This is a genomic window from Streptococcus sp. CCUG 71758 (assembly GCF_011714815.1).
Lineage (GTDB): Bacteria > Bacillota > Bacilli > Lactobacillales > Streptococcaceae > Streptococcus > Streptococcus halitosis.
In genome coordinates this window covers 341,851-368,289 of sequence record NZ_RXXO01000002.1, presented here as the reverse complement: position 1 = coordinate 368,289, position 26,439 = coordinate 341,851, and the positions used below count along the sequence as shown (strand labels likewise).

At 42.1% G+C, this 26,439-nt stretch carries 11 protein-coding genes and 1 pseudogene; 3 read left to right on the top strand and 9 right to left on the bottom strand.

The features are described 5' to 3' along the window. Positions 1 to 67: 67 nt before the first annotated feature. Positions 68 to 595, bottom strand: a complete 528-nt coding sequence (locus tag EKB01_RS05225; RefSeq protein ID WP_007520633.1) for an SLOG family protein — start codon at positions 593 to 595, stop codon at positions 68 to 70. Between the two features lie 66 nt (positions 596 to 661). Here EKB01_RS05225 and recU point away from each other — a divergent pair, with 66 nt between their 5' ends. Both recU and pbp1a read left to right on the top strand, forming a co-directional pair. After that, positions 662 to 1,258 (top strand): Holliday junction resolvase RecU, encoded by a 597-nt coding sequence (gene recU, locus EKB01_RS05220; protein WP_000248761.1) that lies wholly within the window; start codon positions 662 to 664, stop codon positions 1,256 to 1,258. Beyond that, on the top strand, positions 1,255 to 3,429 hold the full coding sequence (pbp1a, locus tag EKB01_RS05215; RefSeq protein ID WP_167265927.1) for a penicillin-binding protein PBP1A: 2,175 nt from the start codon (positions 1,255 to 1,257) through the stop codon (positions 3,427 to 3,429). The genes recU and pbp1a overlap by 4 nt, the downstream gene beginning before the upstream one ends. 167 nt (positions 3,430 to 3,596) lie before the next feature. Here pbp1a and EKB01_RS05210 read toward each other — a convergent pair whose 3' ends face one another. The 3 genes and pseudogenes from EKB01_RS05210 to EKB01_RS05200 form a co-directional block, all read right to left on the bottom strand. Further along, positions 3,597 to 11,846, bottom strand: coding sequence for an SIALI-17 repeat-containing surface protein (locus tag EKB01_RS05210; RefSeq protein ID WP_167265924.1), 8,250 nt, complete (start codon positions 11,844 to 11,846; stop codon positions 3,597 to 3,599). Between the two features lie 141 nt (positions 11,847 to 11,987). Next, positions 11,988 to 18,345: pseudogene (locus EKB01_RS05205) on the bottom strand (SpGH101 family endo-alpha-N-acetylgalactosaminidase). 277 nt (positions 18,346 to 18,622) lie between these two features. Next, positions 18,623 to 20,605 carry a peptide ABC transporter substrate-binding protein gene (locus EKB01_RS05200; protein WP_057488720.1) on the bottom strand — a complete coding sequence of 661 codons (1,983 nt, stop codon included), beginning with the start codon at positions 20,603 to 20,605 and terminating at the stop codon, positions 18,623 to 18,625. Between the two features lie 249 nt (positions 20,606 to 20,854). Here EKB01_RS05200 and rfbD point away from each other — a divergent pair, with 249 nt between their 5' ends. Continuing rightward, a complete protein-coding gene (rfbD, locus tag EKB01_RS05195; RefSeq protein WP_084852694.1) occupies positions 20,855 to 21,709 on the top strand; it encodes a dTDP-4-dehydrorhamnose reductase in 855 nt (284 codons plus the stop codon). Positions 21,710 to 21,769: 60 nt separating this feature from the next. Here the strand turns inward: rfbD and rfbB are convergent, their stop codons facing one another. Genes rfbB through EKB01_RS05170 form a run of 5 tightly spaced genes read right to left on the bottom strand, consistent with a single transcriptional unit; the run spans position 21,770 to position 26,438 of the window. Continuing rightward, positions 21,770 to 22,816 carry a dTDP-glucose 4,6-dehydratase gene (gene rfbB / locus EKB01_RS05190; RefSeq protein ID WP_084852695.1) on the bottom strand — a complete coding sequence of 349 codons (1,047 nt, stop codon included), beginning with the start codon at positions 22,814 to 22,816 and terminating at the stop codon, positions 21,770 to 21,772. 18 nt (positions 22,817 to 22,834) lie between these two features. Further along, positions 22,835 to 23,428: a dTDP-4-dehydrorhamnose 3,5-epimerase family protein gene (locus EKB01_RS05185; protein WP_084852696.1), complete on the bottom strand. Its 594-nt coding sequence runs from the start codon at positions 23,426 to 23,428 to the stop codon at positions 22,835 to 22,837. Beyond that, on the bottom strand, positions 23,429 to 24,298 hold the full coding sequence (gene rfbA / locus EKB01_RS05180) for a glucose-1-phosphate thymidylyltransferase RfbA (protein WP_084852697.1): 870 nt from the start codon (positions 24,296 to 24,298) through the stop codon (positions 23,429 to 23,431). A 27-nt stretch (positions 24,299 to 24,325) separates the two neighbouring features. Beyond that, a complete protein-coding gene (gene glf / locus EKB01_RS05175) occupies positions 24,326 to 25,426 on the bottom strand; it encodes a UDP-galactopyranose mutase (RefSeq protein WP_084852698.1) in 1,101 nt (366 codons plus the stop codon). 13 nt (positions 25,427 to 25,439) lie between these two features. Further along, positions 25,440 to 26,438 carry an acyltransferase family protein gene (locus EKB01_RS05170; RefSeq protein ID WP_109289649.1) on the bottom strand — a complete coding sequence of 333 codons (999 nt, stop codon included), beginning with the start codon at positions 26,436 to 26,438 and terminating at the stop codon, positions 25,440 to 25,442. Position 26,439: the final 1 nt, after the last annotated feature.

Here is a 26,439-nt window from a genome sequence, read left to right as displayed (position 1 = left end):
CTCTCTCCATTCTGGGTTACTAGTATTATTATATAAAAAAAGACAAGTAAAAATCAAGGTCAAAGGGTTACTTTTCAGAAAAATTTTCTGCTAGTTCATTCAAATCCTCAAATGTTAATCGTCTTGTAACATAGTCCGCTTGATTTTTCATCATTTGATAAAAATATTGTAACTTAGTTTCCTTTTCTTCATCATAAAAAAGATAGCAAATATCTGTGTTCTCCAGTAAGAATTTCTGATAATCACGTAGTTGTCCCTTGTGTTCATACTGTGAATAGGCATATTTGACAAAATCAACTTGCTTGAATTCGCTCAACTTCACTTGATTGGCTTCATTCCAGTTACTGCCATGGGTTTCAAAATCAAAAATGGTCGCCAGCTGAAATCCATAGTCTATTTTCATGTCTTTTGCCACCTGAAGCACCCAGTACTCAAAGCCCAGAGCCCCAGTAAATACAAGCCAGTTCACCCCTTCCTCCGCTAAACGCTCCAGGTCTCTCCGAATAGCTGTTTTGATAATATCAACGCGAATATCCTTATCATTAAAGAGACCAAGGTCGAAGGCAGAATAGCCTAAAATCAAGGCTGTTGTCATTTTTAACCCTTTCTTTGTAAATTTATGATATAATAGAGTGATGTTATTGTACCAATAAGGAGAATTATGGTCAACTATCCACATAAAATTTCATCACAGAAGAGACAAGCTCCCCCGTCACAAACTAAAAATTTCGCAAATCGGGGAATGTCTTTTGAAAAGATGATCAACGCTACGAACGATTATTACTTGTCGCATGGGATGGCAGTGATTCACAAGAAACCAACTCCCATCCAAATCGTACGTGTTGACTATCCCCAACGAAGTCGAGCCAAGATCGTTGAAGCCTACTTTAGACAAGCCTCAACCACAGACTATTCAGGAGTTTATGATGGATATTACATCGACTTTGAAGCAAAGGAAACTAGGCAAAAACATGCGATTCCGATGAAGAATTTCCATCACCATCAGATTCAACATATGGAACAGGTCCTTGCCCAGCGAGGAATCTGCTTTGTCCTTCTTCACTTTGCTTCTCAGCAAGAAACTTATTTATTGCCGGCTGTTGACCTGATTCGTTTCTATCATCAAGATAAGGGACAAAAGTCAATGCCACTTGGATATATTCGAGAAAATGGATATAGGATTGAGCTGGGTGCCTTTCCCCAAATTCCCTATCTCGATATTATCAAAGAACATTTACTAGGTGGTAAAACAAGATGAACAAACAAACTATCCTGCGAATAGCTAAATATATCAGTATCTGCTTCTTAACTGTATTTATCGCAGCTATTATGCTGGGCGGAGGTCTCTTTCTCTACTATGTTAGCAAGACTCCAGCCCTATCTGAAAGTAAACTAGTCGCTACAACGTCTAGTAAAATTTATGACAATAACGATGAACTCATCGCTGATCTTGGATCAGAACGTCGGGTCAATGCTCAAGCAAACGAAATCCCGACCGATTTGGTCAACGCTATTGTTTCGATTGAAGACCATCGCTTCTTTAATCACCGAGGAATTGATACTATCCGTATCCTAGGTGCCACCCTACGAAATCTTCGTGGTGGCGGAGGCCTTCAAGGAGCTTCAACTTTGACGCAGCAGTTGATCAAGTTAACCTATTTCTCTACGTCAACTTCTGACCAAACCCTTTCTCGTAAGGCTCAGGAAGCATGGCTCGCCGTCCAGCTAGAACAAAAAGCGACTAAACAAGAGATCTTGACCTACTACATCAACAAGGTTTACATGTCAAACGGGAACTACGGAATGCAAACGGCCGCTCAAAGTTACTATGGCAAAGACCTCAAAGATTTGAGTATCCCTCAATTGGCCCTCCTTGCCGGAATGCCTCAGGCTCCAAACCAGTATGATCCATACTCGCATCCGGAAGCCGCCCAAGAACGCCGTAATCTCGTCCTCTCTGAGATGAAGGGGCAAGGTTACATTACAGCCGAACAATACGAAAAAGCGATTAATACTCCGATTACAGATGGACTTCAAAGCCTAAAATCAGCTAACAGTTATCCTCCATACATGGATAATTACCTCAAAGAGGTGATTGACCAAGTTGAACAGGAAACAGGTTACAACCTTTTAACTACGGGTATGGAAGTCTACACAAACGTTGATTCTAAGGTCCAACAACGTCTCTGGGATATTTACAATACGGACGAGTATGTCAACTATCCAGATGATGAGTTACAGGTAGCCTCTACTATCGTTGATGTCACAAACGGGAAAGTCATTGCCCAATTAGGTGCTCGCCACCAATCAAGTAACGTTTCCTTTGGAATAAACCAGGCTGTAGAAACTAACCGTGACTGGGGTTCTACCATGAAGCCTATTACAGACTATGCTCCTGCTTTGGAATACGGCGTTTATGATTCAACTGCTTCGATTGTTCACGATAGTCCTTATAATTATCCTGGAACCTCTACCCCTGTCTATAACTGGGATAAGAGTTACTTTGGAAACATAACACTCCAGTATGCTCTCCAGCAATCACGGAATGTGCCGGCTGTAGAAACGCTAGAGAAAGTAGGACTTGATCGTGCCAAGACGTTTCTAAATGGACTCGGTATTGACTACCCAAGCATACACTATGCTAATGCTATTTCAAGTAATACAACCGAATCTGACAAAAAGTATGGAGCAAGCAGCGAGAAGATGGCTGCGGCTTATGCTGCTTTTGCCAATGGCGGTATCTACCGCAAACCTATGTATATCAATAAGATTGTCTTTAGTGATGGCAGTTCAAAAGAATTCTCTGATTCTGGTACACGTGCTATGAAAGAAACGACAGCCTATATGATGACAGATATGATGAAAACCGTTTTGGCATACGGAACTGGTCGAGGAGCCTACCTCCCTTGGCTACCACAAGCTGGTAAAACTGGTACGTCAAACTATACAGATGATGAGATTGAAAACTACATTAAAAATACGGGTTATGTAGCTCCGGACGAAATGTTCGTTGGCTATACTCGTAAATATTCAATGGCCGTTTGGACTGGTTACTCGAACCGCCTTACTCCTATCGTTGGTGATGGCTTCTATGTTGCTGCTAAGGTTTACCGTTCGATGATGACTTATCTATCTGAAGATGATCATCCTGGTGACTGGACTATGCCAGAAGGACTCTACAGAGGTGGAGAATTTGTCTTTAAAAATGGTGCTCGTTCTACATGGACTACACCTGCTCCACAGCAAGCCCCAACACCTGAAAGTTCTAGCTCAACATCTGAGAGCTCGACTTCTCAGTCAAGCTCAACTACTCCAAGCACAAATACAAGCACAAATAATAGTACGACTACCAATCCTAACAATAATACGCAACAATCAAATACAACCCCTGGCCAACAAAACCAGAATCCGCAACCAGCACAACCATAACATTTATCACCCAGAGTATTCTGGGTGATTTTTTCATAGCAGTATAGTATTTATATGATTAGCAAAAGCCTGAGAAGAAATCTTCTCAGGCTTTCTGCGTACTATAAACCTCATTGGAAAAGATGAGAAACTGATTTTGTAATCTTGTTAAGAGGTTTTGTTGAATACTAGTCTTTCTTTGTTTTTGCTACAAAGAGAGCAGATAGGGCTAGGCTAACACCTGCTAGGAAGAGGGCTGAATCAGATTGACTCTCACCAGTTGCTGGCAAGATTTGTTCAGCTGTTTCTGATCTAGCTATTTCTTGCTTATAATCTGGCGTCTTACCTTGATCGGAAGCTAAAGAGCTAAGTTTAAACTCAGTTTTCTCTACAGTTGGAGCGGCTTGATCGCCTACTGTTGCTACTGGGCCTGTGTACTCTGGAAGCTCATGTACCAAGGATTCAGCTGCATTGACACCACCATTAAACTCAGGCTTCTCAACTGTCGGAGCTGGTTGGTCGCCTACTGTTGCTACTGGGCCTGTGTATTCTGGAAGTTCATGTACCAAGGCTTCAACTGCATTGACACCACCATTAAACTCAGGCTTCTCAACTGTCGGTGCCGCTTGGTCTCCGGCTGTTCCAAGTGGGCCTGTGTATTCTGGTACCTCATGCACTGCCGCTTCAACTGCATTGACACCACCTGTGAATTCAGGAACCTCAAGAACGGGTGCTGGCTCTTCACCCTTACTTGATTGAACCGGTTCTTCTGTCAATTCTTGATAGAAGCTCGCCAATTCATAAAACTCGGCCTTGCCACCTTCCCAGGCTAATTTGACGTCTAGAAGAGAGCCACCATTTCGGATAGCAAAGGTTTGGAGACTAGATGTAATGGCACCAAGGTCTGTCCAGCTGTCTTGACCATCCTTGAGTGTTCTAGCAAGAATGCGTGCTTTCGCTCCTTCAGGAAGACTAGAGACAAGACGAAGATGGTTGGCATTAGTTGGCTCAGACAAGTGATACACCAATTCGCCCTTGTCTTTTTCAGACTTGTAGCTGGTCAAGACTTTGCCGTCTACAAGATTATTATAAAGGTTGCCTTGGCTTTCTCCACTACTTCCTTCTACTGTTGGATCATTGATTGGTTTGACAAATTCACCATCGTTGATGACCAGTTCTGTAAAGCCTACAAAACGGGCATCATAGTCTGCTGTATAGAGGACACGGAGATAGTTGGCTTTGACTGGTGTCGTCAATTCACCTTCGATATAGCGATTTCCTGGCATCTTAGAATCATGTGTCCAACCATCTGTCAATGAATCATCGTGTTGGCTATTGGCCACACCATCTCCTACTGTAACGACATCTGTCCAAGTTTTACCGTCTTGGCTGACTTGAATCTTACCATCACGAAGATAGTTTTGAGTTCCGTCTTGGATATAGGCTCTGATCTTCTTGATGGTACGTTCGCTACCAAGTTTCAAGGTCACATGACCATCTTTATGGGCATAGTCTGAAAACTCAACGAAGTTGTTGTAAACACCGTCAAATAGTTGATCTAGGTTGTTCAGCTTACGAACATCATTGCTTCCGTATGTTGGATGAATGCCCATTGTTGTAGATTCTAGTTTGGTTGGTTGCACTTCTTTGGTCGTCACAAGGAGAGAAGTGGCTGTCACAGCTTGTTCCTGATCTGTTTTATTGACCAGACGCACATAACGTACTAAGTGGCTTGCTGCAGATCTATCAGTCAACTGGCTAGCTGGAATCCATTCTTGCGCATTTGCAGAGTACTCTAGGCTAAGAGCAGGGTTGGCTTGGCCTTGAAGCTGGATGCTCTTGACCTGATGGATACGGTCAAGCTTCATTCCTAGATAGCTATGAGCAGGGAGTTTGGTTCCAGCTGGAATTTGAAGCTCGTAACTGCCCAAGCTATCCACTACTGGTGTTTCCTTCAAGGCGTCGACGTTGGTGTCTGTTAACTCACTGTTTCCAGAGCGTGTCTCAACAGAGAAGTCTTGGATACGCCACCAGAGGTCGAGGGCCTTAGTATTGCGTACTCGGATATAACGAGCATTGATTGCTCTAGTCACTTCCTTGGTTTGCTCCCCTGCCAAGCGATCAAGTTCCTGCCAAGTAGTACCGTCTGTAGAATACTCAAGTACACCTGTGGCAAGCTTATCACCCGTTCCTTGGCGAAGTCGTACTTTAGTGACTGACTTGACTTCACCGAGGTCAAGTTGTGCCCAGGCATCTACTGGAGTGGTATTGCTACCGTCAGCATTTGCCATCATGGCTTCTGTATTGTCCTTGCCATCAGTGATTTGACGAGCTGAGGTATTTAGTTTGTAAACTAGATTTGAGCTTAGACTAACTGTCGTTGCTTGTTGGCTACGAGCTTTTTCAACTGGACGGTTGACTGCAATTTCCTGAACTGCAAACCAAGTATTCTCACGGTCTGCTGTCGCAATCATGCGAACTGCCTTGGCCTTGATATTGAGATTTTCAAACTTAAGAAGGGATTCATTTCCGACATAGCTTGGCTCTTTCAAGGTTACCCAGTTGTCATTTTCATCTTGATACTGCACTTCTGCCTTACTAAAGGTATCACGTGGATTTGCCTGCGTTCCCATTGCAAAGGTCAAGGTTTGAATCGCTACTGGTTTGTTGAACTTCATACCAATATAATCACCTGTCTTGATGCTATTTGGTGATTTAATAATCGCATGAGTTGCCAAATCGCCATCCGTTACTTCTGCCAAACCACCTTCTACCCCTGTTCGATTGGTGATAAAGGTGCTGATGATTTGGTCTGGATGCAAGACTTTTTGAACTTCAGACGCTAGAACTTCTTTCAGGGATAGGATAAATGGACGAATATGTTGAACACCCAATTCAGCTTTTTCCATATGGTCTACATAATGGAAGGTGTGAGTTTGAGACTGTTCGTACAATTTCAAACCTTTATAGTAGCTATCCCAAAGTTTGGCTGCATCGTTTGTAGCCATGGCTTCAGTTCCTGTAAGGAAGGCATCGAGGGCATTCATTTGGTCGATTGCATTATCCAACCAATAGTGGATTTGCGCAACCATTTTTTTATCGCCTGATGCTTTATAGAGTTCGGCTACTTCTTTAATCTTGGCAAATTCTGCACGCAAGGCTGCACGTTCGGCAGTCACATCCTGACCTGCTTTAAGCTTGGTCATGAAGTCTGTTAATTTTGGAGCTAAGTCTACAGATTCTTCTAGTTTGACGACACGATTATCCATGTTTTGGTTGATCATGTGCTTACCAAGTTCGCGGAAGGCTGCTGATACCTTGCTATCTTCAAAATGACCATTTTCTACAAAGTTGAAGGCAATGTTATTGATTTTCTTAGCTTCTTCTTCTGATTTCCACTGTTTCCATGAGTATTGAGCTCCTGAAAAGAGGGCAATCTTAGATGGTTCAGACTGTTGCATTGGATTCAACATGATACCAGATAGCAAGCTTGGATCCACATTTGGATGAAGGAATTTCTCACCACCACCTAGAATCAAGTGTTGTTTAGAATTATCTGTTACAGGCCAGTTAATCCAAAGTGAAACTGGGCGATAAGTCTTGCCACCTGCGGATAGATTGTTCTTGAGAGTTGTAAGGAAGCTTTCAGAGACTTCACCCCAAATCTTACCACCCGTCAAGGTCATGGTTGTTGATCTTGGGAGATTTTCATTGAGAGATTTCAACTCATCCTCACGTCCATTACCCCAATACTGACCTGGAACAAAGATCATTTCTTTACGAAGACCGCTGTAAGTTCCCTGCATTTCAGTCAACCACTTGGTCATATCTTGCATCAAGCGGTTGTAGCTATTGTAGCCTCCGACTGGGCTTGGAGCATCATCTGCAAGGATACCAAATTCGCGGACACCCACTTTCATCAACTGGGTAAATTTGGCCTTGATGGTTGCCAAATCTTCTTGGTAATGCGCCTCATTGCCAAAGCGGATGCGGTTGTTCATGAATGGATGGATAGTCCAGACATAGCGAGTTTTACTTTGATTTCCGACACGAGCAAGTTCACGGATTTCTGCTAGTTTTTCTTCTGGATAGAGTTCTCGCCATTTCTTGTTGTGGTACGGATCATCTTTTGGTGCAAAGAAGTATTGATTCAATTTCAAATCGCCACCAAAACGCATGAGCTCTGCACGATCGGCATTCGACCATGGATTTCCATAGTAACCTTCGATGAAACCACGGTTCTTGAGCTCTGCGTAATCTTCTACTGTCACATTACGAAGGACTGGCACTTGACTTTCCTTGAGCATGTGTTTCAAGGTTGTCAAACCATAGAAAACTGCATCAGTGTCTTTTCCGACGATGGAAATCGAGTTATCCTTGATGCTCAAGACATAGGCGTCAATCTTGTCAAAGAGACCTGCTGAAACATTGGACAAGTTTTGCTCTGCTTGTGAACCTTGTCCATGCACTCCAAGATAGATGTTGGTTGCGCCAGCGATTGCTGACTTACCAGTTGTATAAGATACTTGATTGTCCTGCAAAACACTCTTCAAGCGATTGCGAGTATAGATATCGAGTTGATCACCCATGACCAGATTGACTTGCTTGCGAAGAGCTGTGACACCTTCTCCATAAGTCACTTTTTGTGGAGTTGGGAAGACCTTGTACTCTTTCTTGAGATAGTCTGCGCTCTTGCTGGCAGCTGCAATGCTGTCTTCGCTAGCTGGTTTACTTGCAGTGAATTGATCTGCCAATTCAACTGTTCCATCACCGGTTTGGTCTACTTTTGGTTTTTCAGGAGTAGTTGGTTTTTCTGGTTGACTTGGTGCAGGCGTTTCTTGCTCTTCTTTAACAGGTTTCAATAGATGAATTTCAGCAGCACTTGCAAAACCACCAACGCCTTCCAATACTTTCAACTCAATCTTGTTGGTATGTACCGCCGCAAAGTTGACTGTTTTTTCTTGGGCGTTGTTGTCCCAGCTTCCTTCTGAAACCTTGACCATTTGGCCATCTTTTTGTGCGTAGATTTCGTAGCGCGTCACAACACCATTTCCACCACCTGGACGTGGGAGATAGGTCAAACCATTGATTTTTTCTGCTTCTTTCAAGGTCATAGTAAGAGTGTATGGCGCAGTGTCACCAGTCCATTTAGTATGCCAGAAGGTATTTGGATCATTGTCAAAGGCCTTTTCAACAACGCCTTCAGTCGCGTTTCCTGGAAGTTGCTGACTGCTTGCGGTTGCAGTAATCTTATCATTTGAAATCAAACGAGGGTTTACAAATGCTTTGTCTGACAACTCTGCACTATGCAAGATTCCTTTGAAACCACCGATGCTTTCAAGCGGTAGAACCAAGCTATTGTGGGCAAAACGAGGGTGGGCTGGATTTGCAATACGCTCAATCTTTTCACCATCCACATAGACTTCTGTAGATTGTGGTTTGGTCACGATGGAGATTTGATAACGTTTGTTCTTTTCAAGTTTTTTATTGAATTGGATATGGAACTGTTCAAACTGGTAAGCAAGATAGCCGTCTTTATCAGCTAGATAGATACGATTGTCCCCACTTGTTGAGAAGGTTTGTTCCCCGTCTCCAGTGACAGTTACATCAAACTTCAAGACGTGACTTGGACCAACATCACCAGCCAAGCCTTCGATACTGCTATCTTTCTCAAAAGCCAATCCCTGTTCGCTTGCCTTCACTTTCTTGCTTGCATAGTTCTTGACTGTTTCAGAATTGATGGTAAACAAGTCGCTTTGATCAATCTCTTTATCAGGATTTGACTGTGGCGCATAAGGGCTCGTTGGTAGGGTGCGTTCTGCAAAGGTCGCAGCTGCACGGTCAGATCCCCAAGTGCGTTCTGCAGTGGTTTGCATGCTCTTGAAGAAGCGTTTGAAGATGTCATAAGAGGTCAAACCGGTCTCATGAAGGTCAATGTTATCATTCCAAACTGCGTGCCCACCACCAAGAATACTTGGATGAGAAGCTGGTAGAAGTGGACCTCCACCTGTTCTAAAATCATTCGGTGTCCAGCTATTGTACTGACGTTCGTAGTTAGCATAGTCCCCGTAGGCTGCTTGACTATTGCTTCCACTTGGCACACTATAGGTCGGTACATCCGTGATATTGATAATCTTAGCTCCCTGAGCAATGGCCTCATTTGGTCGTTGCCATCCGATACTCCAGATATCAACCTCTACTCCGTTCCAATCAACAGGAGTGTTCCCACGTTTCGCACTGAGCGATCCCCAGATACGAGGGGTGTAACCTTTAGACTTGATATATTGGGTCAAATCATTGACATAGCGGCGATAGCTTTCTCTGCTGCCATAGTATTCATCCGTTCCGATATGAACAGTGGACACGCCATGAAGCGGTGCATCTGGACCATCGAGAAGTTTGTCATAAACTGATTTGACAAATTTAAGAGTTTCTTCGTACTTGTTATCCAAGTCTAGCATGGCTACGCGCTCAACATTGTGCTTGCCTGCATAATCGCTCAAACTACCTTGATACATGAGGTCTGGACGGACTTTGACAAATGATAGAGCGTGACCTGGTGTGTCAATTTCTGGCACTAGATTGATATGCAAGGCCTTGGCAAGTTTAATCAGATTTTGCATTTCTTCCTTGGTATAATGCTCATCTGATGTTAATTTTTGACCATTCTTACCGACAATATCTGTCTCCAAACGGAAACCAGTCTTAGCGTGTTCAAGTACATACTTGAGTTGTTCTTCTGAACTCAAATTCTTACCTGCCAAGTGTTCCTTGAGGAAGATATAGTTATCATTAAGGTGCAACTGCAAGTCGTTCATCTTGTAGTAGGCCATGTTGAGCATGATGTCTACGAGGGTGTCATAAGGGATAAATTTACGACCTGTATCCAACATAAAGCCACGGTGGCTGAAATTTGGGAAATCTCGAATTTCGCCATTTTGGAGGTTACTTTCTCCCATTTGAAGAAGGGTACGAGTGGCGTAGAAGGCTCCTGTGTTTGTGGCAGCTTCGATGGTAATCACATCATTTTGGATAGTGATGCCATACCCTTCTTTACCATAACCCTTGTTTTCAACCTTTTTAAACTCGATTCGTTTTTGAGCCTGCTTGTCACCTGTCGCCAGTTCCAATCCACGGCTGGCAAGGTCTGACTGGTAGAAAGTTGTAGCCTGATCAAAGCCCGAATCTCCTGTCGCAAGGACTGTATCTGAAGTGATAGAAGATTGGCCTTCTTTCCCATACCATTGTTGAACAGCTGGTGCTACTTTTGGCTTCACACCCACACCTTCGTCCTGATGTAGCCCCTTGATGACTACTTCAAACTCTTTTGTAAAGGTATGACTGTCTCTGATTTGTTGGACCATGACCTTGACACGTTGATCTGTCAGAGGTTTATGGATGTGATTTTGAAGGTCAATTACACCTTGTTTATTGCTTCCGATGAGACTGACTTTTCCTGGTAAAGTTGGTAAGACAAGAGACTGTCCATCTTCTGCTACTGTTAGTTCGGTTACTTGGCGGATATCCGTTACCTTACTATGGTCCGGAACGTTTGAATAAGCTCGAATTTCTTGGATACCAACGTTTCTCCAGCCCATTGTGCCAGCTTGGTAGTCATTGATCTCTAATTTGAGGTACTTAGCTTGAATACTTTCAGCTAGGTCAACTTTCTCATCTAAAACAGGATTTCCAGTCTTGGTATGAGCGAGTTTCCATTGTTTTTCTCCGTTAGCGCCCACGTCTTCTTGACCTGCATAGTAGAGACTCCAAGATTTGATATTAGGGTCATTTTGCCCATTACGAAGACGACGATCCCAGTCAATTTCTACATGTTTGATCAAGGTTGTCTTAGGAAGGGTCAATTCAAAAGTTGGTTTTGGTGCGTCTTTGTCTGTAGCCCAACGAGTATTGTCATCTCCGTCGATAGCTTTATCCGCAGTAAAGTTGGTACCAGTCTCATGGTTGCTTGCCTGAGCAGTAGCACCCTCGAGATGGTTGATATCTTCTCTATCTTCGATTTGCTTTTCAACTGGTTTTACTGCTGGTGTAGGGGTTTCCGCAGGTTGTTTATCTGCCTTTGGTGTTTCAACCGGTTTCGGCGTTTCTGCTGGTTTGGGACTTGCAGGACTTGTCTCTGGTTTTGTCTCTTCACTTGCTGGAGGATTGGTTCTCTCATCAGTCGCTGGAGTTTCTTCATGACTTGCTTCTGTTGCAGCTTCTGCATCTGCTTTTTCAAGCGCAGCGGCTAAATCATCTGGTAGCTTATCCAGGGCTTGAACATGGGTGATACTTCCCTCTGTTTCTGAAGGTGCTGCCGTTTCTGCCGCCTGAACCATATTGGCGCCAAAGATACTAGCACCAATCATAACGGAGGCTGCACCGATTGCAAATTTTCTTATACTATAGTGACAGCGTTTCTCAAAAAAATGTCTATCCATCTTTCTCCTATTCCTTTCATCCGCATACATGAGTAAGCGGTATCATTTCTCCTTTGAAAAAAGGAGAGAACCTAGAGGTCCTCTCCGGCTGTTTAATCCTATTTGATTCTAGTTCTTTTGGACTTCTAAAACCAAATCTGTTTAGTCTTCTTTTCGTTTTGTCGCAAGAGCAGCGGCAGATAAAGCGATACTCACACTTGCTAAGAAGAGGGCTACTTCTGAGTTGTGTTCCCCTGTAGCAGGAAGTTTCTCTTCATCTTTTGCTCCCGGAGTTTTGGTCTCAGCTACTGGACTTGGAGTGAGCGGGTACTCAGGTTTTTCAACCGTTGGAGCTGCTTGATCTCCAGCTGTAGCCAATACACCTGTGTAAGCTGGTTTTTCATTTACCAAGGCCTCAACTGCATTGACGCCACCTCTATACTCTGGAACTTCATTTGCAGCTGCTAGAACTGCATTGGCTCCACCTTTGTATTCTGGCAATTCGTGTACCAAGGCTTCAACCGCATTAACGCCGCCCTTGAACTCAGGAACCTCATGTACAGCTGCTTCTGTTGCATTGACGCCGCCTTTGAACTCAGGTACATCAAGAACTGGTGGTTGCTCTTCCCCCTTGCTACTTGTTGGAGCATCTGGTTTCGTAGCAGAATCTTTTAATTGGTTGAGATAGTCTGCGAAGTAGGCCACCATTCTTTCCGTCAAGAGGTGGTTATCCGTCGCATATTTCATGCTTGCCTGAACGCTAGCTACTTCCTCTTGATTGTCTTTGTCTGTTAATTTCTGCGCCTTAGCTAAAGCTGCTTCATAGCCAGACATGTCAAGAGGTGTTTCTGCTACTTGCGGACGGGTAAAGATGAGTTCAGCTGCAGATTGGTATTTATCGCCACCATCTCCGTAAGTCTTGGTACCAGTAAGGACAATTTTCTTAGCCTTGATTGTCTTGCCAAAGTCAATGTCTTTTGGTTTGTTGTTATTTGGCCAATCTGTCACTGTGAAGGTATGTTCTTTACCAGACTCATCTGTGACAACCAGTTTCACATCTCGCAAGTTTCCATTTGAATCAGAGGCACGTGGAACATAACGAAGTCCTGTGATTTCAGTTGGTTCTTTCAAGACCATGGTTGCAGGCTTGCCTACATCTCCTCCATTCCAAGATGTATGCCATAGGCTAGATACATTGCCATCAAAGACATTCTCTAGGCCTTCTCCCGCTTGAGCTGGCGCATCCAAACTTTCAAAGTCTTCTGCTACCAAGGCTGTCTTCTTCTGAACCAAAGCATTCTTCAGAGCTTCAATCTTGGCAATCTCTGCACGCGCTTCTTCCACGCTAATGTCATCATCTGCCTGACTGAGGTTAAAGACCGCCTCTTTCAAAGCATCCATAGACTCTTTCGTGTAGTTGGTCATGGCAACCGTTGGCAAGTAGTTCTTGAGAGCATTTTCTGTCAACATCTTACCTGTTAGGGTAATTTCCTCGATGTGAAGATTGTCCATCATGAAGTCGTTGTAACCACGGAAGTTGGCATTTCCGCCAGCATCTCCACGAGTATTGCTTGCGTTTCCAGTTGAGTAGATACCTACCCAAGTATCGCCTGTTTCTGCACCTGTCACGAGGAAGGTTGCCTTCTTGGCTTTCTTAGAATCCGTCCAAGTATTTGGCAATTCATGCATTTCCAAGTCGCTAGCTTGAGTACCACGACGACCTGACTGGAATTCTCCCTTACCGACTACAAAGGCATAGGTATTGTCAGAGCCTGCTTCGTATTCAAAGGTTACACGGTAAGTCTTACCAGCTTCAAAACGGAAGTTTTGTGGAATAGTTTGGTAAACCAAGTTACGACGGCTCACTAGTCCATTTGTCTTCAATGACCAATTTCCTTCGATAACATCATCGACTTTCTTACCATTCCAACCACGCTGTGTATATGGATCGTGTTTTTCAGACAAGTGAGTGCGGTTGTCTTCGACACCTTCGACACCGCCCACTACAAATGGGAAGATTCCTTGAGCTACATTTTCAAAGTCTTGTTTGAAGGTTCCTTTACCTGTATCATGTTTGTCTCCGTACATGCTTGAATTGTTTTCAAAGGTACGAATTTCATCAAAGTAAGTTGCTTCATCACCAGCTTCACGACTCAAAGTCAGAGTAACATTTGATACGTCCGATCCAGTTGTAAAGAAGGCGTACATATTTTGGAAGTAACTTGTATCGTCAACTGTAGCATTGTCACGACGATTGTTATGAGCATATGCTTTGATATAGTTGAGAGCGAGTGACTTATTAGTATAAGTAGTTACTTCTTTTTCGCCAGTATTCACTGTGATACTTGCCTTGGCATTACTACGGTTATCGACACCAACATAAACGGCATACTTGGTATTTGGTTTCAAGCCAGTCAGTTTTTGAGTAAGACTGACCTTGCTCTTATTGCCTTGGATACGAAGCATTTCATTTGCACCTTGTGATTTGACAATTTCTGCCTTAGAAGCATCACCAGAAATGGTCCAGTGTTTCAAGGTTCCACTGTTAAATCCTTGGTCATAGATGTGCATGCCTTCGCTCCATGACATTTCAGGATTGGTTTGTTTTGAACGGTAGAGAACGTATGGTTGATTTGCGAGAAGGTCTAGGGTAATCTTACCATCTGTTACAGTTAGTTCTTGCTCTTCTGTCTTACCTTGGTCAGTTAGCTTGTAAAGGTAAACCTTGCTATTTGCCCAATCGCTTGGAAGTGTCCAAGTTGTTGCACCAGCCTGCGTATTGAAGTAGTACATTTTTTCCTTATCAGTAGGAAGTTTCTTACCATTTGCATCCCAGTTCCAAGGAGTCAAGTAAGCTGAGCCATCTTGGATGACACGTCCATTGAGCGTTACTGTACGTTCGCGGTATTGCGGGCTATTGACATCATTTGACTTACGAGTCACAACAACCTTGTTACCTGCTGTATCGACTAGCTCAACCTTCATTTCTGGTGTCCATTTATAGGTGCTACCATTATCGGTCATGGTAACTGGTGTACCATTTTCCCATTTACTTACAGTGAAGTGTTGGAAGTACTTAGTCATGACGTCATGGGCAAAGAGGTTAGTCACGTAGCCATTGTAGTCGCTTCGTCCTTGCCAGCCTTCAAAGTCTTTCATGCTGTAGCCACCTAGAAGTGGGTAGTTGGCTGCACCACCGTAACTTCTGTAGTCCCCAACCCAAGAATCCTTTTGGTGGTTGCGGATAAAGCGTGTGATGGCACTGTTGATACCTTTATTAGTGTAGCCACCATAGGTCAAGTCAGCTGCCCAGTGTTGGAAGGTAGAGTCGTATTCACCACCATGGCTCCACTCGATCGCAAAGCGCCAGCCTTGTTTGTTGATTTCTTTAGCAAGAACGTGGGTAGCCCAGGCACCGTTATCACCTGATTGACCATTGCCCCAAACGTCCACATAGATAAAGTCGAGACCTTCACCAAGTTTTTTCTTCAAGTCTTCCCAGCGAGCCAAACGTCCATGTGCCAAGTCATAAGCAGCATCAATGTTGATTCCTTGGTCTAGCCAGTTCCATCCGTAGCTGTAGCTTCCATCTGGATTCTTACGAAGAATATTTTCGTTAAAGTATTTAGACTCAGGATAGGTCTCAGATGCGTTAACGTGGATACCTAGATGTGCTCCATATTTCTTCGCTTTTTCGATCAAGGTCTTGAAGTCTTCAACACCACCAATACGTTTACCAATATCAGCATAGTTCAAGTGACCAGAGTCATGACCTTCACTACCATATCCTTTAAGGAGAACACCTTGCCCAAGACCATCTGTATGGAGATTGATTTTCTTGATACCATCCAAGGTCATGAGGAACGGGTTTTGTGCTTGTGAACCAAAGTTCATCGCGATACGATAAGCTGTGATATCCTTAACCTTTTCCCAACCTTGAGGGTTGTTCATGATGCTACGATAAGCAATGGCACCATCTTGCCAGTCGACTTTGTTGTCAGCATTGGCATCTTCGGTGATAACAACCTTGGCACTTGGAAGTTCCTTCGTGTATTCTGGGAAGACAATGCCCTTATAAGCTTTTTCCCATTGCCATTCAGAGCTATGAATTCCGACATAGTTGGCATTTCCAACTGTTTCTTTATAGGCTGTCAAACGAGTCCAATCATACGAACCACCACCGTAGCTGTTTTGAGAGTTGCTCCAAACACCTGCAGCAAGCTTATCTGTAGAAACAAATCCATACATGTAACCCTTAGCCAGATCCTTCATTGGATTGGTTACATCGATATGATCATCTCCGCTGACATGCGTATTGTTTGACATGGTTGCCCCATCAAACTTAGCACCAGCTTGATCACTCGAAACAGAGACTAAAGCATTACCAAGGAAACTAATCGTGGAAAGCAATTTTCTTTCGTCATCAATCTTTTGACCTGGAGTAACTTGATTGTGGTTGACAATCTTGGTCACATCAAAGTGTAATTGATTATCCACAACTTGCAAGCGTACTGTCATTTCCGCATTGATAAGATTAGCATCATCGCGAAGCTTCATCACGTACTCTGCTGTTGTCTCATTGATTTTTTTGTAGGTAACTTCAGGTGTGACTTCGTGTTTGTTGATAAATACTTTATTGAATTGTTGGACTTGTCCTGGCAAGGTATGCCCATTCAAACTATATTCTTTAATACGTGGGAAGGCTTGGTCAATCACTGCCTTGAGGACCTTGGACTGGATCGTATCATAAGTCACCTTGCTATCGTCAACAACTGGACCTGTTTCTTTCTGGGCAGGAGTATCATCTGCTTTCACACCTTCTTGATTGTCTGTTTTAACGCTGACAACTGTACGCTCATTGCCATAGGAACCAGCTTTTAGAACGATTTTCTTCTCATTTTTGAGAGTTTCATTAACAGCTGCTGGCAAAGTGACCGTATCAAAGAGTTTCTCATCATTATTCGTTGCATTGAGTTGTCCATCTGACTTGAGGGTAATAGAAAGACGGTTTACAGAACCTGGTTCTGGCGCTGCTACACGGCCCCCCTTATACCAGGTGCTATCGGTTGGAGATTTATACTCCCAGAACCAGCCGTCCTTATCATAACCAACAAAAACATTGTTCTTGGTATCTTTAAATTTCAAGAAGACACCAAAGCGTGATTTGCCCTTTTCAGAATCATCTTTGAAGGTTAAATCAACCGTCGCATTTCCATTAGCGTCAACTGTCAATCCTTGTTTTTCAAACAAGGCTGGTTTATCGCCATTGTCGTTCTGTGCAGTTGAAGACAATTGATTGTAGCGGACACCTTTTTCTTCACGAACCGTAACTGTTCCCTGCTGTTCTTTTTTTGCTACCGTTTGCCATTCAGGGGTTACTGTCTTAGGGGTTTCAGGTTTATCCTCTTTTGGTTTTTCTTCAGCCGGTTTTTCTTTCTCTTCCAAGTCTGCTGGTTTCACACTTGAAATTCCCTGCATGTGGTCCTGGATCCATTTTAGTTGAGCTGGTGAGAAGAGAATGAATGCCTCCACTACGTTTTCCAACTACACCATTTTGATGCACACCGACTAGTTTGCCTTCTGTATCAAAGATACCGCCACCACTAGCGCCCGGTTTGCCTCCTTGGTAACCAATCCCTTGGACGCCTTCTCCGTATGGTTCCGCAAAATCAACTGTAGTATTGACAATCGGATTCAATTTCCCTTCTGGATAACCAAAGACATGGAGCTTATCTCCAATTTTCTTAACTACTGGTTTTTTAGTTACTTCAACAGGCGTATTTTCTAGAACTGTACGCAATCTCACTAGGGCCAAATCATTTTTGAAGCCCTTCAGGTAGCCTTCACGATCCCAATGAATGATATCTTTCTTGCTAAACTTGACATCTGGCAGTCCTGGATAAGAGATACTATAGATATCTCCATCCCCTTGATCATTGTCCACAACCTTACGGATATTGCCGTCTTGGCTATCCTTGATAAAGTTATGAGAAACCGTCAAGACAAGGTCTTTAGCAACGACAATACCGCTACCTTCTCCTGATGGCGTCTTGATCTTAACAGTCGCGCCGTAGTTTAATTCCCCATTGGTAGTCTTAGCCACATCTTCTGGGACGAGCTTCCCTGTATCTTGGGCCAACTGATCCTTGTCAACTTCACGCCCATTGTCTTCAGCTTTCTCCAATTTATCTTCTAATTCTTTTGGCAGATTGCTTGGCTTTTCAGACTTTTCTTTTTCTTGAGCCAACAACTCTTCTTCTGTTTGAGGGCCTTCAGTAGTTTCAGCCGAACCAGGATTCTGAGCGGCGGCTTCCTTGTCAAAATCGTGCCCCTCATCACTAGCCTTCTTATCCAAATCAGCTAATTCACTTGGCAAATTAGTTGTAGAACCAACTGTTGCTTGATCAGCCAATACTGGGCTAGCTGCGAAGAAAGTCGCTCCAATCATCACCGAAGCTACTCCAAGCGTAAACTTACGAATACTGAACTTACAGCGTTTTTCAAAAAATCGTTTATCCATGAACTCCTAAATCCTTTCATTTTCCAGTAAGCGTTTACATTTCTTTTTTAAAAAATACTCCTTTCTCTGAAAGTGCTAAGCTTAACTGTTCTAAATAAAAAATAATTGTACTTTTAATATAACAAATAAAAGATCAGAAAGCAATAGGAAATAGGTAAAATTCACTAAAATTTTCTCTTTTCTGAAAAATCCTATCTCTAATCATTCAGGGACTTATACCAAGATAAAAAAGGACTTAACCATCATGTCGATGGCTAAATCCTTTACTTTTTTAAAGTTATTTCACATGGTTTGCGAGATCTTCTTGGGCCTTTTTATTTGACTCTTCTTTTTCTTTCAACCATTTTTCTTGAGCTTTTTGGTATTCTTCTGTTGTCACTGCCTTATCTTGTACTTCTAGATATTTGTACAAAAGGGCTTCACTCATACCCTTGTTACCAGAGTATGCAAATGGAAGTGTAAATGGTACCATCTTAGACAACATTGGACGACCAGTTTGAGAAGTTGTTGGGATGAGCAAGGCACTGTCTGTCAACCAAGCTTGGGCAGCAGCATATTTCTCATAACGTTTTGAAACATCAGTGGTTTCTTCACTAGCTTCCACAACCATTTTTTCGTAATCTTCTAAACCAACTTGCTTAGCGGCAGCGTTGCTTGTCCCAGAATCAAATCCTAGATATGTTTTCGTATTTTCTCCTACAGAAGGCTTGATAATATCAAGATAAGTAGATGGATCGATATAGTCTGGAGACCAACCCACGTTATCTGAGATATCCCAGTCTTCTCCAGCCGCAGTTTCAGCGAAGTAGGTAATGTTTTGAACATCGTCTTTTTGGAGCTGTTGGATATCGATAACCACATTATCTGATCCTAGATTTTCTTCAACTGACTGTTTAAAAGATTGAACACGTTGAACTTTTGTTGTATTGGTTTGATCTACAGGCATATCCAAGTGGATTGGGAATTTCACACCTTCCGCTTGAAGGGCTGTCTTAGCTTTAGCGAATTCTGCTTTGGCCTTATCTGGGTTGTAGAGTCCATCTTGAGCATCATCCAAGTTCACGTTGCTCCACTCGTCACCATAAGTCACCAATTTTTCTTTGACCATTTCGCCAAAGTTCTTTCCATCTGCCTGTACAAATGTAGGAGGAACAAACAAGTTACGAAGCAGTTTAGTTGCCCCGCTTGCACCATTTACTTGAGAAGCATAGGCCGTTCTATCGAAACCAAAAGCAAGAGCTTGACGGAAGTCCTTGTTTAGAAGAGCTTTCTTGGTTGATGTTTTTTCTTCATCGGTTGTCTTAGAAGTGTACTTATAAGACTGGCGATCGATATTCGTACCTACTAAATAAGTAGTAGAGTCTTGTTGTGTATAAACGATATTGTCTTTAAATGCCTTTTCAGTCTCTGTGTAGCTAGCGCTTGTTGGGAAGAGACGAGCCATTGTAAAGCTACCGTCTTTGAAAGCTTCAGTTGGTTTGTTGGTATCTTGTCCATCCCAGAATGATAATTTAACCTTATCGATATGGACATTGTCCTTATCCCAGTAGTTAGGATTTTTCGCAAATTCGACAGAAGATTTAGCAACAATTGATTTGAGTAAGAACGGACCATTGTAGAGAATACTGCTTGAGTCAGTTCCCTTAGCGAAGTCATCCCCTTTAGAGTTCAAGAACTCTTCATTTACTGGGGCCAAAACTCCCATCGTTGTCTTAGAATTCCAGAAGCTTTCTGGCTTGTTCAATGTGTACTGAACTGTATAATCATCAAGGGCCTTGATTCCTACTTGAGAGAAGTCTGTAATTTCTCCTTTAACATAGGCGTCCAATCCTTTGATTGATTCTTGAACTAAATAAAGACCATCAGATTTTTTATCAGCAGCATATTTAAGTCCTGTTACAAAGTCTTGAGCTTTGACTTCTGCGTATTCCTCACCTTCAGAGGTATACCATTTTGCATCCTTACGAAGCGTATATGTGTAAGTCAAGCCGTCCTTAGATACAGACCAATCCTCAGCCATAGATGGTACAAAGTTACCATAGCGGTCATTTTCGAGCAAGCCATCGATAACGTTACTGGTAATATTTGCAGTAGCTGCCTTACCAGTTGTCAAATAGTTGAGGTTGTCAGGATCCGTTTCATAAATGTATGAGAATGTCTTCTCACCTTTAGCACTTGAACTTGATCCAGAGCACGCAGCCAGAGTACCAGCTGCCAATAATGTCACACCCGCAAGGGCAAGTAATTTTGAACTTTTCATCATTTTCTCCTTTAAAATTTACATCCCATTATAGACCCTTTTCAGAAAGTTGTCAACAGAATTTTCAGAATTTTTGAATGATTTTAGCATTTTCTGAAAAAATTTTTTTGATAGATAGCCATAGTATTAAATTCCAATTTGTATAACTTACGATTTCCAAAATACAAACGGTCAAACCAAAGGTAAAAATCAGATTTTTTATCATTTTTTTGCTATGATTAACATAGAAGAAAAGCTAAGGAGAAGACAATGATATTAATTACAGGTGCGAATGGTCAGCTCGGTACCGAACTACGTTATTTACTAGATGAACGAAATGTGGACTATGTTGCAGTGGATGTGGCCGAAATGGATATCACTAATGCTGAAATGGTTGAGAAAGTCTTTGCTGAGGTCAAGCCAACTCTAGTCTATCATTGTGCAGCCTACACTGCTGTGGATGCGGCTGAAGACGAGGGGAAAGAACTGGATTTTGCCATAAACGTAACTGGAACTGAAAATGTAGCCAAGGCCTCTGAGAAATACGGAGCTACCCTTGTCTATATCTCGACAGACTATGTCTTTGATGGGAAAAAACCCGTTGGACAAGAATGGGAAGTCGGTGATCTACCTGATCCGCAGACAGAGTACGGGCGTACCAAGCGAATGGGTGAAGAACTCGTTGAAAATCTTACGTCACAACATTATATCATCCGTACTGCTTGGGTCTTTGGAAATTATGGCAAAAACTTTGTCTTTACCATGAAAAATCTTGCCAAAACCCATAAAACTCTCACTGTAGTTAACGACCAACACGGTCGCCCAACTTGGACACGTACCTTGGCTGAGTTCATGACCTACTTGACTGAAAATCAAAAAGAATTTGGCTACTACCACTTATCAAATGACTCCACTGAAGATACCACTTGGTATGACTTTGCTGTCGAAATTCTTAAGGACAGTGATGTTGAAGTAGTACCAGTAGACTCCAGCAAGTTCCCTGCTAAGGCTAAACGTCCCCTCAACTCAACCATGAGTTTAGCCAAAGCGAAGGCGACAGGTTTCGTCATTCCAACCTGGCAAGATGCACTTAAAGAGTTTTATAAACAAGAAGTAAGAAAATAAAAGTCTACGACATACATAAAAAGCAAGAGAACTCAAAGTCTCTTGCTTTTTAGTATCTGATTAGTTAATTACTTTTTGCGTCTTGGCATAGTTAGCCTCGACGGCTTCTTTTTCAGATTTCCACCATTCTTGGTTGTCTGTGTACCATTTGATGGTCTCTTTGAGACCTGCTTCAAAATTGGTAAACTCTGGCTTCCATCCTAGTTCATCACGGAGCTTGCTAGCGTCGATGGCATAGCGGAGGTCGTGACCCGCACGGTCTGTCACATGATCATAAGCATCAGCTGGTCGCCCCATCTCCTTGAGGATGAGTTCTAACACTTCTTTGTTGTTCTTCTCGCCATCCGCACCAATCAAGTAAGTTTCACCGATTGTACCTTTTGTCAAAATTGTCCAAACACCTGAAGAATGGTCATTGGTATGGATCCAGTCACGGACATTCTTACCTTCACCATAGAGTTTTGGCTTGATACCGCTCAAGATATTGGTGATTTGGCGCGGAATGAACTTCTCAATATGCTGGTAAGGACCATAGTTGTTTGAACAGTTCGAAATCGTCGCTTTCACGCCAAATGAGCGAACCCATGCTTTGACAATCAAGTCTGAAGCTGCCTTTGTTGATGAGTAAGGCGAGCTTGGATTGTACTTGGTTTCAGCTGTAAACTTCTCACCTGGACCTTCTCCATGACCTGGCAAATCTTCACGTAGAGGCAGATCCCCATAGACTTCGTCAGTCGACACATGGTGGAAACGAAGGTCATATTTACGAGCTGCTTCCAATAGAGTGTAGGTCCCAATGAAGTTAGTGTAGATAAAGGGGCTCGGGTCATTGAGCGAGTTGTCATTATGGCTTTCTGCAGCGTAATGAACGATAGCATCCGCTTCAGCCGCTAACTTGTCTACCAAGGCTGCGTCAGCAATATCTCCAACAACCAACTCAACACGATCACCTAAAATTTCTTCAATGTTGGCACGATTCCCCGCATAAGTCAGCTTGTCCAGCACTGTCACATGGACGTCTGGAAAGTTCTTGTAAACATAATGAACAAAGTTAGAACCGATAAAACCAGCCCCACCTGTCACGATAATATTCTTGTATTCAGTCATTTTTATTCCTTAACTTTTTTACAAATCTTCTTTTCTTAGTGGTTTTACATCCTTAAGTAATGGATGATGTTTATCAGCTTCTGAGACTTCTGCTTCTGCTAGATTTTCCCACTGGATTCCCAAAGCTGGGTCTGCATAGTTGACAAAAGCATATTTAGGCTTGAGTTCAAGTGCCCAGTAGTCATTGACCAGATAGCTATAAGAAACTGTATCCGAGAGTACTTGGAAACCATTGGCTACGCCACGAGGGACAAAGATTCCCTTACTTGCATCAATCTCGGTCTGATAAACATTTCCAAAAGTCTCACCTTCACGTAGGTCAACCCAAGAACCCAGAACCTTGCCACCATCTGCTACTGAGATGTACTTGTCCCAAGGTTCAGCATGGAGGCCTCGGAGAACATTTTTGCGAGAAAAGCTGACGTTGTTTTGCAGTTTCCCTTCAGCAAAGAAGCTCTCAGGAAAACCAAGCGGTAGCATCTTTTCCTTCTGGAAATTTTCTTTAAACCAGCCACGATTGTCACCATGAACTGGAATGTCAAACTCTAACAAACCTGGAATGGCATCAATCTTGCGCACTGCAAGTGTTTTGCCGAAAAAATTATCTGTCATCTAGATTTCTCCAATCAAACGAAGCAAGTATTGTCCGTATTCATTCTTCTTGAGAGGTTGCGCCAACTTCAGCACATCTTCGCGGCTGATATAACCCATTCGGTAGGCAATTTCTTCTAGGTTGGCAACCTGAACATTTTGCATCCTTTGAACCGTTTCGATATATTGGGATGCTTCTAACAGACTCTCATGCGTCCCTGTATCCAGCCAGGCAAAACCACGTCCCATAAGCTCAACAGACAAATCCCCACGTTTCAAATAAGCATTGTTAACATCTGTGATTTCCAACTCGCCACGAGCGCTTGGTTGGATATGTTTGGCAATCTCTACAACATCATTATCATAGAAATAAAGACCTGTCACTGCATAGTTAGAGCGAGGATTCTCCGGTTTTTCTTCTATGGAAATGGCATTCATGTCTTCATCAAACTCGACCACACCAAAACGCTCTGGGTCCTTCACTTGATAACCAAAAACAGTCGCACCCTTCTCTTTCTTGGCTGCCTTTTGAAGCATTCTGCTCAAACCAGGTCCATGATAGATATTATCGCCTAAAATCAAGGCAACACTATCGTCACCGATAAATTCTTCACCAATAAGAAAAGCCTGAGCAAGTCCATCTGGACTTGGCTGTTCCGCATAAGAAAGTTTAATCCCAAATTCGGAACCATCCAAGAGCAGATCCTTAAAGCGGGGTAAATCCTGTGGTGTTGAGATGATTAAAATGTCCTTAATCCCAGCCAACATCAAGGTTGACAAAGGATAGTAAATCATGGGTTTATCATAAACCGGCATCAGCTGTTTTGATGCAGCTCGTGTAAGGGGGTACAGTCGGGTACCTGAGCCACCCGCAAGAATAATACCTTTCATAATAGAATAACCTCTCTTCGTTATTTTTCAATTACTAAACTCTTCCTCTACCACATTCAGAGCACGTTCGATTACCACATGCATATCATAGTATTTATAATCTGCTAAACGTCCACAGAAAATCACCTTATCATTCTGTGCCGCTTCTTCTTGATATTTAGCAAATATAGCATTGTTTCTCTCATCATTGATTGGATAATAAGGCTCATCACCTCGCTTCCAGTCAGCAGGATATTCACGCGTAATAACTGTCTTTGGTTGCGCTCCGTATTCGAAGTGCTTGTGTTCAATGATGCGAGTATAAGGAATTTCACGCTCTGTATAGTTAACAACTGCATTTCCTTGATAGTTTTCTTCATATAGAACTTCATGCTCAAAACGAAGACTACGGTATTCTAACTCACCATGCTTATAATCAAAGTATTGGTCAATCATCCCTGTAAAGACAACTTTTTCAGCAGAAGTCTCTAATTCTTGACGATTGGCAAAAAAGTCAACGCCAAGTTCTACTTCTAAATCCTTCAGCATATTTTCGATGATAACGTTGTAACCCCCAATTGGAATCCCTTGATAACGGTCATTAAAATAATTATTATCAAAGGTTAAACGAACTGGCAAGCGTTTAATGATAAATGGTGGGAGGTCTGTTGCAGAACGTCCCCATTGTTTTTCAGTATATCCCTTAATCAACTTTTCATAGATATCCGGACCAATCAACTTAATAGCTTGTTCTTCCAAGTTTTTAGGCTCAACATCTTTCATATGAGCCGTTTGTTCAGCTATCTTATCTTTCACTTCTTGAGGAGTCTTGGTTCCCCACATAGCATAGAAAGTATTCATGTTAAAAGGAAGATTGTAAAGACTGCCCTTGTAATTGGCTATAGGCGAGTTGATATAGTTGTTAAATTCAGCAAATTGATTTACATAATCCCAGACTTTTTTGTTTGAAGTATGGAAAATGTGGGCACCGTACTTGTGAACGTTAATACCTTCAACGTCCTCACAGTAGATATTACCACCAATATGATTACGCTTATCAATCACTTTTACTTTTTTCCCACGCTTGGTCGCTTCATAAGCAAAAATTGCTCCCGACAAACCAGCACCAACGATTAGATAGTCGTACATTTTGTTCTCCTTTTTATAATTTAACAATTCGATTGAAATAAGGGATTTTCATTAACATTCCAACAATAATGAAACTAACACTTAAAGTAAATATAGCAAAAAGTAAATATGCTCCTACAAAACTAAAACCAAATAGTTTTTCCCACAACTTCATAATGTAAGTGTGTATTATAAAAACTCCCATGGTTTGATTAGAAAGAAAAACAATCCATTTGTTGTTATCTTGATTCAATGCAAGTGAGAATATAGTTAGAAAAATTCCTAAACTTACAACTTTTACAAATAGAAGATCATAAAAATATTCAGCAAAAAAATTATGGTAAGTGGTTCTTCCTAAGAAAAATAATATTAAAGGCGAAACCAGGAACAAAAGTACTACGATTATTTTCATCCATCTCTTAAACCTATTTTTGATAGTATCTTTGTCAAATTGAGCTATAAAGCCACCTAAAAGATAATAGAAAAACCAAGTCCATAACCTAAAGGTTTGTATAACATATGTTTGTATTGGCATTTGAAGTACAATATTTGTTAACTCAAAAATCAAGCCAACAACTAGTAATACAGATAGGATGTATAAATAACTTCTTTTTGAATTAAGGAATTTTTTCAAAACAGGCAAACATATATAAATAATTATGAGTGCACCAAAAAACCAAAACTGGAAGAAATACCCCTTTTGTATCAAAGAACCTATAATTTTTTTAATTGGATTAACTGTAAAGTCATGTTTAAAAAGCCAAATGATTACTGACCATGACGATACTGTTATTAGAATCCACTTTACTTTCTGCAGTATATAGGAATAGGTAATCTCTCTCTTTCCTAACAATAAATAACCATTAACCATAAAAAATAAAGGAATAGAATAGGTTCCTAAATAGTATAAATATGTCGAAAAATTCCATGAACCTGTCTCTTTAAATCCACCCATCGCTGTATGGAGTAGAACAACACCAACACATGCAAGTACTTTTAGTAGATCTAAGTTAATATTTCGATATTTGCGCATT